7 protein-coding genes are annotated in these 12,168 nt (G+C 42.7%); 5 read left to right on the top strand and 2 right to left on the bottom strand.

The features are described 5' to 3' along the window. Positions 1 to 12 precede the first annotated feature (12 nt). Together leuB and leuA are read right to left on the bottom strand one after the other, a co-directional pair. Positions 13 to 1,104 carry a 3-isopropylmalate dehydrogenase gene (gene leuB, locus F0249_RS07185; RefSeq protein ID WP_113799557.1) on the bottom strand — a complete coding sequence of 364 codons (1,092 nt, stop codon included), beginning with the start codon at positions 1,102 to 1,104 and terminating at the stop codon, positions 13 to 15. 83 nt (positions 1,105 to 1,187) lie between these two features. Beyond that, positions 1,188 to 2,735: a 2-isopropylmalate synthase gene (gene leuA, locus F0249_RS07180; RefSeq protein WP_113799555.1), complete on the bottom strand. Its 1,548-nt coding sequence runs from the start codon at positions 2,733 to 2,735 to the stop codon at positions 1,188 to 1,190. Between the two features lie 650 nt (positions 2,736 to 3,385). Here leuA and F0249_RS07175 point away from each other — a divergent pair. The 5 genes from F0249_RS07175 (at position 3,386) to F0249_RS07155 (ending at position 11,946) form a co-directional block, all read left to right on the top strand. Then, positions 3,386 to 4,036: a TetR/AcrR family transcriptional regulator gene (locus F0249_RS07175; RefSeq protein WP_017051138.1), complete on the top strand. Its 651-nt coding sequence runs from the start codon at positions 3,386 to 3,388 to the stop codon at positions 4,034 to 4,036. Then, complete coding sequence (locus F0249_RS07170) at positions 4,036 to 5,376, top strand: efflux RND transporter periplasmic adaptor subunit (protein WP_136994192.1); 1,341 nt, start codon at positions 4,036 to 4,038, stop codon at positions 5,374 to 5,376. Before F0249_RS07175 ends, F0249_RS07170 begins: the two co-directional genes overlap by 1 nt. Further along, positions 5,373 to 8,486 (top strand): efflux RND transporter permease subunit, encoded by a 3,114-nt coding sequence (locus F0249_RS07165; protein ID WP_171756231.1) that lies wholly within the window; start codon positions 5,373 to 5,375, stop codon positions 8,484 to 8,486. The genes F0249_RS07170 and F0249_RS07165 overlap by 4 nt, the downstream gene beginning before the upstream one ends. A gap of 493 nt (positions 8,487 to 8,979) precedes the next feature. Continuing rightward, positions 8,980 to 9,939, top strand: a complete 960-nt coding sequence (gene leuO / locus F0249_RS07160) for a transcriptional regulator LeuO (protein ID WP_017051135.1) — start codon at positions 8,980 to 8,982, stop codon at positions 9,937 to 9,939. 198 nt (positions 9,940 to 10,137) lie between these two features. After that, positions 10,138 to 11,946 carry a long-chain fatty acid--CoA ligase gene (locus F0249_RS07155; RefSeq protein ID WP_171756230.1) on the top strand — a complete coding sequence of 603 codons (1,809 nt, stop codon included), beginning with the start codon at positions 10,138 to 10,140 and terminating at the stop codon, positions 11,944 to 11,946. The last annotated feature ends 222 nt before the right edge of the window (positions 11,947 to 12,168 follow it).

Genomic DNA, 12,168 nt, shown 5'->3' with positions numbered 1-12,168 from the left:
TTCTTCCTTGAATTACGAATTCAAAATGTATTCAGCGATTTTATCGCCCATTGCTGAGGTCGTTAGGGCTGGCTTATCACCGGCTAGATCCGCCGTAAGTTCACCGGCTGACAGCGCTTTAGATACGGCAGCTTCAATGCTTTGTGCTGCTTCTTCTTCACCTAGGCTGTAACGTAACATCAGTGCTGCAGATAAGATCTGAGCTACTGGGTTTGCGATGTTTTTACCTGCGATATCTGGAGCTGAACCACCTGCTGGTTCATACAAACCAAAGTTGCTTTCATTCAGGCTTGCAGAAGGAAGCATGCCCATTGAACCTGTGATCATCGCGCACTCATCAGAGATGATGTCACCAAAGATGTTTGAACACAGCATCACATCAAATTGAGAAGGGTCTTTAATTAGCTGCATGGTCGCGTTATCAATATACATGTGGTTTAGTTTTACATCTGGGTAATCTTGAGCGATCTCTTCGACCACTTCACGCCATAAAATTGAGCTTTGTAGAACGTTGGCTTTATCGATTGAGTAGACGTTCTTATTACGTAGGCGAGCCGACTCAAAAGCAATTTTGGCGATACGTTCAATTTCATAACGGTGATAAATTTCAGTATCAAATGCTTTCTCGTTTGGCCCTTCGCCTTCACGACCTTTTGGCTGACCAAAGTAGATACCACCAGTCAGTTCACGAACCACCACGATATCAAAACCACGCTCTGAAATGTCAGCACGCAATGGAGAGAAGTTTTCTAATCCTTTATGGATCTGGGCTGGACGAAGGTTACAAAACAGTTGGAAATGCTTACGTAAAGGCAGTAGAGCACCACGTTCCGGTTGATCATTTGGTGGAAGATGTTCCCACTTAGGACCACCAACAGAACCAAATAATACGGCATCAGATTCTTCACAGCCTTTCACAGTACTTTCAGGAAGTGGACAGCCGTGGTTATCAATCGCAATACCGCCAACATCATGTTGTTCGCGAGAGAATGAAATCGCGTGTTTTTTCTCAATGGCATCCAGTACTTTATGCGCTTGTTCCATCACCTCTGGGCCAATACCATCGCCCGGTAAAATGGCAATCTTGTATGTTTTATTCGTCATGTTAATCCTTTAATCTTTTTATTTAACTTGGTCAGTCAGGGGAGAGTTTACTTCCTCTGACTTAAAATTATTGTCTGCTTCTTCTAAACTGCGGCAATCTTCTTTTGTTTCATTTCAGCAATTTGATCGGCTCGGTGAATGCTATTGATTACATGCAGTAGTGCTTGGCCAGACGCTTCGATAATATCGGTCGCTAAGCCAGTACCGTGATATTTACGACCTTTATAGTTAGCAATGATATCGGCTTGGCCTAAACCATCCTCACCCTCACCTTTCGCGGTTAGGTGGAACTTGTCCAATACGATTTCGTAACCCGTTAATTTGTAAATACACTGGTAAAGAGCATCAACGGGACCATTTCCGACAGCGGCTTCGCATTTTTCTTCATCACCACATAATAACTTGATGCTGGTGGTCGCCATTACACTGCCTGATTGCACACTTAGATAGTTCAGCTTATAGAAATCATCTTCATCACGAAGGTTAGCGAAATGCATCAATGCTTCTAAATCATAATCAAAGACTTGGCCTTTACGGTCGGCCAGTTTCACGAAATCAGCGTAAAGCGTATCGAGGTTATACTCTTCTTCTTTGTAACCCATCCCATCCATGTGGCTCTTAACAGCTGCACGGCCAGAACGACTGGTTAGGTTCAACGCTTGGTTTTTCAGACCAATCGACTCTGGAGTCATGATCTCATAAGTATTTTTATTCTTAAGCATGCCATCTTGGTGGATACCAGAAGAGTGGCTAAAAGCGTTCGCCCCAACAATGGCTTTATTGCTTTGAATTGGCATATTGCACAGTTGACTGACTAGCTTGCTGGTGCGGTGGATTTCATCATTTTTAAGCCCTGTTCGAACCCCTAAAAACTCTGAACGGGTTTGAAGGATCATTGCAATCTCTTCTAATGAACAGTTACCCGCACGCTCACCAATGCCATTGATGGTGCCTTCTACTTGTCGAGCCCCGGCTTGAACCGCCGCAATAGAGTTAGCAACCGACATGCCTAAATCATCATGACAGTGAACCGAAATGATGGCTTTATCGATGTTCGGTACGCGGTTGAATAGCTGCTGGATGATGCCACCAAACTCATTAGGAACCGTGTAGCCAACCGTATCTGGAATGTTGATGGTGTTAGCGCCTGCATTAATCGCCGCTTCAACCATGCGGCAAAGGTTATCGATCGGTGTACGACCAGCATCTTCGCAAGAAAATTCCACATCATCCGTATAGTTACGAGCGTGTTTCACCGCCTTGACGCCCATTTCGACAACGTCATCATAGCTGCGACGAAGCTTATCTTGAACATGAACGGTTGAGGTTGAAATAAAGGTGTGAATACGGAACGCTTCTGCCACTTTTAACGCTTCGGCAGCGGCATCAATATCTTTGGCGACAGCACGAGACAAACCACAAATACGGCTGTTTTTGATATTTCTTGCGATAGTTTGGACGGATTCAAAATCGCCAGGTGAAGACACTGGGAAACCGGCTTCGATTACATCGACACCCAGTCGTTCAAGCGCATAGGCAATTTGCAGTTTTTCTTTCACTGTCAAACTGGCGGAGAGTGCTTGTTCGCCATCACGTAATGTGGTGTCGAAAATGATGACTTGATCGTTCATGAGTGCTTCCTTCTTCCGATGTAGACCGTTTACTTCCATAGAATAATTTTAAGGTAATCGTTGGTTTTATATGCGTAGCACGCTTAAATTTTTACCGTTATAAAAAAACCCGCATCAAGTGCGGGTTTCTAGAAATTGTGTACATATTCGCCGTTCACAACCTACCCGCGTGCATTGCTCACGATCAGGAGGAGGTTCAGTAGAAGTGGCGAAGTTAACATCATTACACAAGTATCCTTAAAATTTGTTAACCACATATTTACCGTAAATTTCATTAAGCGTCAAACAAGAAAATCTATTATCCTCCTCACACTTAGAATGGAATCTTTGCAATTAACTCTTGTGGGTGCTTTATTTGGTGTTTTATGCTGATTATTCCAACATCTTCCTGCTGATGATGTCACGTGATTTTATATATGCAGGTTAATATCTTATATGTAGAGTTGGTTTATTGTTAACAAGAGAAAGAAAGGAAAATAGACGATAGGCGTGTTGAGTTAATGACCACTAAATTAACATTTTTACGTTTCTATGAGCTTGGTTCGATTAATTAATCATTTGATTGATTAGTGTTGAATTAATCTCCTGCTTATTTGATTCATTTCTACCTATAATTAATCGCATGATTAATTGAGTAGAGAAGGGCGGCCGTGACAACGAGAAAAGCAGGGAGACCTCAGCAAGATGTGGATGTTAGAGCGCTGTTGATTCAGCATGCTCGTGATCTGTTTGTGGTTCAGCCTTATGACAAGGTATCAACTCGCCTCATTGCAGAACGCGCGGGCGTCAACATCGCAATGATCCGGTATTATTTTGGTAATAAGGCGGGGTTGTTCGAAACCATGTTGCGAGAAACATTACGCCCGATGCAGTTACAGATGAATAAATTAGTTCAAGATAGCAACCAAGAGAACTTTCTAGACTTGATGCGAACTTATTATAAAGAGATGGTTAAGGTACCGAAGTTTCCCCGTTTGATTGCCCAAGTGATGAATATGCCGCCCTCTGAAATGCAAAGGGAGTTACTAGAAAAAGTATTCCTTGATGTGACGAAACCGGCTCAAGATGTCATTTTTGACAAGCTTGTTGAACGTGGTGTACTGAAACCCGGAATGGATCCCAAGTTATGTCGGGTCTCTTATATAAGCTTAATGGTTTTTCCCTTTATCGCTCCTCCCCCTCTACTTGCTTTTCATGGCATCGAAATCAATGAAGAATTTCTAAATCGATTACTCGAACATAACATCAAATTGATGACTCATGGTTTTATCCAAAAAGATAATATTCAAGGACCAGAATAATGAAAGTGAACCGCAAATTTCTTTTCTTCCCTGCGTTAGCGGTAGGTGTTGTCGTTTTAGTACTGGCGATTAATTTACGCCCTGATTTACCGACAAACCCTGCCACCGATAGAGCCCGACTCGTGGATACGATGCCGTTAGAACTTAAATCCATGGCTCCTGTTGCTATTGGTTATGGCAAAGTGACGCCTAAATTTGAATGGAAAGCGATCGCAGAAGTCACAGGAAAGGTGGTGTATCGTCACCCCAATTTAGAGAAAGGTCAGGTACTTCCGAAAGATACTGAAATTATCAGAATTGATCCCTTAGATTACGAATTAAAGTTGACCCAAGCTCAAGCGGATCTGAAATCAAGCCAGACTCAATTAGCGAAACTGTCGTTAGAAGAGCGAAACTTGCAACAAACGCTTGGAATCGAACAAAACCGTTTGTCATTGAGTAAACAAGAATTAGGACGTATCGAAAATTTGCGTAAGAAGGGTCTCTCTTCTCAGTCTGATGTGGATCAACAGACGCAAAGCTATTTATCCCAGCAAAAACTCGTCCAAGATATGAAGAATCAACTACAGCTTTTTCCTGACGAGCAGAAAGTTGCGCAAGCTGTTGTTAGAGTGAATCAATCGAAGGTCCAAGAAGCCCAGCGTTCATTAGATAAAACATCGATCCGCTTACCTCGTTCTTTACGAATCGCCAGTGTGGATATCGAGATAAACCAAGTGGTGAACTTACAGCAAACGATGGTGGTAGGGCATGGAATGGATGTAATGGAAGTAGAAGCACAACTTTCGATTCATGACATGCATACCCTTGCTTCAAGTGTTGGTTCGTTTACTCGCGATGATGCAGGTATTCCTAAACCGGATATGGCGTTCATTAACGCAGAAATTGAATTGAACAGTGGTAATTTAAAAGCTATTTGGCCTGCGAAAGTTGCACGTATCAGTGAAACGGTTGATGTGAATCAAGCGACTGCTGGTGTCATTTTAGAAGCGACGCAAAATTACGCCGATCTGACGCCGGAAAGTTTACCGCCTTTAGTCAATGGGATGTTTGTACAAGCGACCATTGAAGGTCAGCAGCAACCAAGTTGGGTTATTCCTGAAAGAGCATTGCATGGCAATCGCATCTACCTTATGAGCCCTGAATCTCGATTGGAAATCCGAACGATTGAAGTGTTGTACCGCAGAGATAACCAAGTCGTTATCAATGGGGATATCGAACAAGGAGAACGCTTGGTTCTGAATGATCTTCTTCCTGCGATTGATGGAATGATGCTACGCGAAGCGACGGTGAACTCAGTTAATAGTACAGGAGCGAATCAAGTAGGAGACGAGTCATGATCCGTTTTTTCTCTCGCCATCCAACGGCCGCAAACTTATTGATGCTGGGTTTGCTCGTACTTGGTATCACATCTTTATCGACGATCAAACGTGAAACCTTTCCAGAGTTTGATCCTCCATACATCATGGCGAGTGTGATCTATCCCGGAGCCTCCCCTCAAGAAGTTGAGGAGAGCTTATGTGTACGTATGGAAGATTCGGTGGATGGCTTAGCTAATATTGAAGAGACTCAGTGTGAAGCGGTTGAAGGTTCGGCTCGGTTGATCTTAAAGTTGAACGAGAAAGCAGACATCGGGCGAATGCTGGTGGATGTTCAAACTCAGATCAACTCAATCAATGATTTTCCCACTGAGATCGAATCACCAATGGTTCAAGAGCTTGACTGGAATGAGCCCGTTGTTGATGTTGCGATCACAGCCGATACCAGTTGGCCAGAGTTAAAGGCTTATGCTGAAGATCTTAAACGTACCATGAAGCTTGATTATGGCGTCTCTTTGGTGTCGGTTAGAGGCTTTTCAGATCACCAGTATCGTGTAGAGCTCGATACTCAAGCTATTCGTCAATTAGGGTTAAGCGTCGGTGATATCGCGGAACAGATCGGGCGTCAGAACGTTAAATTACCGAGTGGTAGCATTGAAACTCGAGATAAAAACTTTTTAATCCGTTTTGATGAACGTCGAGTGACGCCTGAAGAGTTGGAATCGATCGTCGTAGCATCGGGCGCAAATGGATCCTTGATCCGTTTACGAGATATCGCCACGATCACCGATCGTTTTGAGTTGGATGAACAGAAAGTATTGTTTGATGGTAAGCCATCTGCGTTACTGAAGATCAGTAAAAACAAAGAAGATGACGCGCTGAGAATCAAAGATCAAGTCACGCGATTTGTGGAAGACCAACGTAAAATTGCACCGGATGGCGTAACGCTACAATTGACCAATGATCTCTCATCTGTATTGTGGGATCGTCTGACCATGATGGTCAAGAACGGGTGGCAAGGGATCATTCTTGTGTTTGCTACCATGTGGCTATTTTTTAGTTTCCGCTACTCTTTTTGGGTAGCGGCAGGTTTACCCGTCGCATTTTTGGGCGGTCTATTCTTGATGGCTAATATCGGTTTATCGATCAACATCATGTCACTGGTTGGTTTGCTAATGGCAATAGGGATCATGATGGATGATGCGATTGTGATTGCTGAATCGATCGCGTCCCACTTAGACAGAGGGCAGAATATTGACGATGCGGTCTATAATGGCGTTCGAAAAGTATTCCCTGGCGTGCTCTCCTCATTTTTAACCACAGTATGTATTTTTGGTAGCTTGCTCTTTTTAGAGGGTGAAATGGGGGCCGTGTTAAAAGCGGTGCCGCAAGTACTGATTTTAGTCTTATCATTAAGCCTAATCGAAGCGTTTCTAATTCTACCCAACCACCTTGCTCATTCATTGCATAAAGAGAAGAAAGAGAAGGCTCCGCTAAAATTCAAACGTGTTTTGCTAGATAGATTTGAGCAATTTCGTAATACCACGTTGGTTAATGCCGTTGGAAAAGTGGTTCAGTTTCGTTATGCCTTCTTGGGTGGTGTAGTTGCGCTGATGCTGATATCCATCTCTTTAATCGTAGGTGGTGGGGTGAAATTTGTTCCGTTCCCTGATCTTGATGGTGATACTGCTGAGGTTCGCATCATCCTGCCTCCCGGCACATCACTGATGCACACTGAAAAAGTCGTTGAGCAGGTGGTCTCATCAGCGAAGCGACTTAATGAAACGTGGTCTAAAGAGGTTGAGAATGGGATCCCACTCGTAGAGCATATTACCAGTAAGTTTAATGTTAATGCGGATGCCAATGAATCTGGACCACATCTGGCGACAGTGCGCTTAGATCTCCTTGGGGCAGAGAGCCGTAACACTCGAATCGATGATTTTGTTGATGCATGGCGCAAAGATGTCGGAGATCTTGCGGAACCGATCTCCATGGTCTTCAAGCAACCAACTATGGGGCCTGGTGGCCGAGCTATTGAGATCCGAGTAAAGCATGATGATTTGGATGAACTAAAACAGGCATCCATTGATATTCAAACCTATTTGAACACATTCGATGGTGTGACGGGTGTGCTTGATGACATGCGAATGGGTAAAGAGGAGATTCTCGTTAAGCTCAGACCCGGTGCGGAAACGTATGGCGTGAATGGGCAGATGATCGCGGCACAGCTAAGGGCTGCATTTTTTGGTCAAAGTGCCGATGAAATACAGCTTGGTGTTGAGAATATTTCGATTGAAGTGCGTTTAAATAAAACGGAAGCGGGTGATCTTCAACGCTTGTCTAACTTCCCCATTATTACACCAGATGGAAGTCAAATCCCACTGGCCACACTGGCAACATTAGATTTCCAGCGTAACTATGTACGAATTCAACGTATTGATGGTTTAAGAACGATCAGCGTATATGGTGACATAGATAATAAGAAGGCCAGTTCGACTGAAATTGTTCGCCAGTTTCAAAGTGATGAAATGCCGAAATTGTTAGATAAGTACTCAGGACTTCGATTTGATTTTGAAGGCGAAGCAAAAGACTCCGCGAAAACGGGAGCCTCAATGGGGAAAGGTTTCTTACTTGGATTGTTTGGTGTATTTATTATCTTAAGTTTCCAGTTCCGTAGTTACTTAGAACCTTTTGTCGTGATGCTTGCGATCCCATTGGCTTTCATTGGTGTTGTGTGGGGGCATTGGCTATTAGGACACTCTTTAAGTATGCCGAGCATCATGGGGTTTGTATCGTTAGCGGGGATAGTGGTCAATGACTCTATTCTATTAGTGCAGTACATTCGTCACCATGTGGATGAAGGTGATAATGTCCATGATTCAGTCGTAAAAGCGAGTCGAGAAAGATTCCGCGCAGTGTTTTTAACTTCGATGACAACCGCCGCTGGGTTATTACCACTGCTAATGGAAACGAGCCTTCAAGCGCAGGTGATTCAACCTCTAGTCATCTCCATCGTCTTCGGGATTTTTGCTTCTACATTATTGGTGTTGTTCATGATACCAGCCGCTTATGCGGTGTTGGCTGACTTTGGCTTAATTCATAAACATGAGCCAATTGATATGGAAGCCTAATCTTCGTTCGTTTGATTCTGTGATACAAAAAATAGGCCCTGAATGCTTGATGCGTTCAGGGCTTTTTAGTCTCAATGTTTCTCAACTACCCGGAGTTTGATTTGTGCACAACAGCTAAATATCAATGTTATCTATTTTAAGGCTGACCCATTTACGCTGTTTTTAGGTTTGGGTTGTTACTCATTCATAGCGGGAATGAAATGTAACAAATGTAACAAAACCCATAACTCACCATGATGTTTAATGTAAAAGTGATAAAAAGGTGGTTTTTATAGTTTTTTATAAAACTGTAATAGTCTGTTTTAAAAGATAAATTATATAAATAGGGTAAAATTAGCTGATTCTTTCTCAATCTTGTTGGTGTCGCTAGATTGATTGGTTAATAGTTGTGTTGTTCCTAGATATATCTGAGTCGTCAATATGACAATTTCTGGTTATCTATTACGACTAACTTTAAGCAAATACTATTGACTACCAGTAAGAGGCGTCCCCTATGTTAGATAAGAAAAATGCAATGAGTGCCATTGCAAGCTACCGAATGGAAAGTACTTTACGTGGAGTTGATTTGAACCTTCTGACAGTGTTTGATGCTGTTATGCAGGAGCAAAATATTACCCGTGCAGCGCACAATTTAGGGATGTCTCAACCAGCAGTCAGCAATGCTGTTGCTCGGTTAAAAGTTATGTTCAATGATGAACTCTTCATGCGTCAAGGCCGTGGTATTCAACCCACTCAACGAGCTCGTCAACTATTCGGACCGATGCGCCAAGCGTTGCAATTAATTCGTAATGAACTGCCAAGTTCTGTATTTAATCCTGAGTCTTCAACTCGACTGTTCAAGCTGGCGATTTGTAGCCCTTGCGACATGCGTTTTGCACCGAAAATCATGACCAATATCCATGAACAAGCACCCGATGTTCAACTTCATATGGATGCGGAATTTGACCGTAAGCTTTCTGAGCGTATGCGTTACCAAGAGATCGACTTTGTGATTGATTACGCCCGTTTTGATGAGCAAGGCTTCTCTAGCACTGAAATATTCCAAGATGAGTTAGTTGTTGTTACTTCAAGTTCTCACCCGCGTATTCAAGGTGATGTGACGGCAAATCAGCTGCTGAATGAGAAACATGCCAAGCTCTCTAAAATTCACGGTCAGCGTAGTTTCTCTGAGCAAGCGTATCGAGACTTAGATTGTCCTGCTTACTATGAAGGGACGAGTTTAAGTAATGTATTGTACGTTGTGGGGCAGTCAGAATTAGTGACCATCGCACCACGCTGGATGGTTGAAAATGCGGCAAATAAGGATCAACTGAATATCATCCAGTTCCCATTTGATAATGCATCTATTTGCGGCTACTTGAGCTGGCATGAGTCGAGCGAAAAAGACAAAGGCCATATCTGGTTACGAGATCAGCTGATGATGATCTGCGGTGAAGTTGTTGCAGTGAAATAACGGTCCGATAGCTCTGTTGCTTTAACCCTAAACCGTGAATCACTGTTTAGGGTTTTTTTATGGTTTTAAGACGAGGTATTATTTTAGGGTATAGCAAACTATTAGTGATAACTTTGACACTCGTCAGTTGCCTTTTTTTACATCGAAGGTACACTTGTGCGCTCAAACGCTTACAGGTGTAAGCCAAAGGTAAGAGACATGGCCAACTTAGATTTTCACATCGTAAAAAAAATCCGTGAGCAAGTAGCAAAAGGCGGAGACCGTGCAGCCCTAAAGCATAAAAAAAATAATGCTTGGCAAGATATTAGCTGGAAACAGTTTGGTCAGCAGATAGACACACTTTCTTTAGCTTTACTCTCTCGAGGTTTAAAAGTTCAGGATAAAATTGGTATCTTTTCGAACAACATGCCTGAATGGAGTTTCGCCGATTTTGGTTCGCTTCAGGTTCGTGCTGTCACGGTTCCTATTTATCCGACCAACACACCAGCACAATCGTCATACATTATTCAAAATGCAGATGTTAAAGTTCTGTTTGTTGGAGAGCAGGCTCAATTTGATGCTGCTGTTACTCTTTATGAAGAGTGTGAGCAATTAGAGTTAATTGTTGCAATGTCGGCAACGGTCGATCTTCAAGGTCATGAGTTTGCGATGTCATGGGCTGATTTCATGGCAACGGCGGATGAGGCTCATCAACCAGAACTGGATAAACGTATTGCTGATGCCAATATGGATGACTTGCTGACGTTAATCTACACTTCTGGTACCACAGGGCAGCCTAAAGGTGTGATGCTTGATTACATGAATATCGGCTCTCAGCTTAAAGCACATGATGAGCGATTAAGCTTAACGCCTGATGATGTCTCTCTTGCATTCTTACCACTATCACATGTATTTGAACGTGCATGGAGCTTCTACGTATTGTACAACGGTGCGACTAACTGTTACCTGCAAGATACGATGCAAGTTCGTGATGCGCTAACTGAATTACGCCCAACCGTGATGTCAGCTGTACCGCGTTTTTATGAAAAAATATTCTCAGCTATTCATGAAAAAGTGTCTAAAGCCCCGTTTATCCGTAAAGTGCTCTTTACTTGGGCGGTGAACATGGGTGCGAAAATGTCGGTGTGTCACCAAGAAGGTCGTACTCCGTCATTTATGTTACAGAGAAGCCATCGCTTGGCGGATAAATTAGTTCTGTCTAAGTTACGAGCACTGCTTGGTGGTCGAATCAATTTCATGCCATGTGGTGGTGCGAAGTTAGATGAAACGATAGGCCGTTTTTTCCATGCTATCGGTATTAACGTCAAGCTTGGCTACGGCATGACTGAAACGACCGCAACGGTATCTTGCTGGGATGATAAATGCTTCAACCCAGATTCTATTGGTATGTCGATGCCTGGCGCACAAGTTAAAATTGGTGCGAATAATGAGATTCTTGTTCGTGGTCCTATGGTGATGCGCGGCTACTACAAGATGCCAGAAGAGACCGAAAAAACGTTTGATGAACACGGTTTTTTGAAAACAGGAGATGCTGGTCATTTTGATGAGAATGGCAATTTATTCATTACCGACCGAATCAAAGAGCTGATGAAAACATCAGGTGGTAAATACATAGCACCGCAAGTGATTGAAGGTGCGATCGGTAAAGATCACTACGTTGAACAGATTGCGATTATTGCCGATACGCGAAAATTTGTGTCTGCATTGATTGTTCCTTGTTTCGATACGCTAGAAGAGTACGCGAAAGAGCTTAATATTAAGTATCACGATCGCTTAGAGCTGATTAAACATAATGAAGTGGTTGAGATGTTTGAAAAGCGAGTGAATGGCTTACAGACTGAGCTAGCGAAATTCGAGCAAGTGAAGAAATTTAAGTTGCTACCGAAAGCTTTTTCGATGGATAAAGGTGAGTTGACACCAACTCAGAAATTGCGTCGTAAAGTCATTAACGATAGGTATCAGGACGAAATTGAAGAAATGTACACAGAAAAGAAGAAAGATAAGTAATTTTCTGTGAGATAAATTTTCAGTTGCTTAAAAATCCCCCATTTTAATATTGGATTATTAGTGGGGGATTTTTGTTGCAGCTTACAAATTGAAATCTGTTTTATCACACACTTTTATTTCGTATTTTGATGACGATTTAGCGCTTTCTATTAAAATATTATCCTCTTTTATTTACCCACTATGAAAGTTAAACCTGATCTGAGCTTACTAGTTGGCATCTTC

Origin of the sequence: Vibrio sp. 03-59-1 (assembly GCF_013114135.1) — a bacterium.
GTDB lineage: Bacteria > Pseudomonadota > Gammaproteobacteria > Enterobacterales > Vibrionaceae > Vibrio > Vibrio cortegadensis.
Note: the sequence above shows the minus strand (reverse complement) of the source record. Positions and strands in the feature narration are given on the sequence as shown.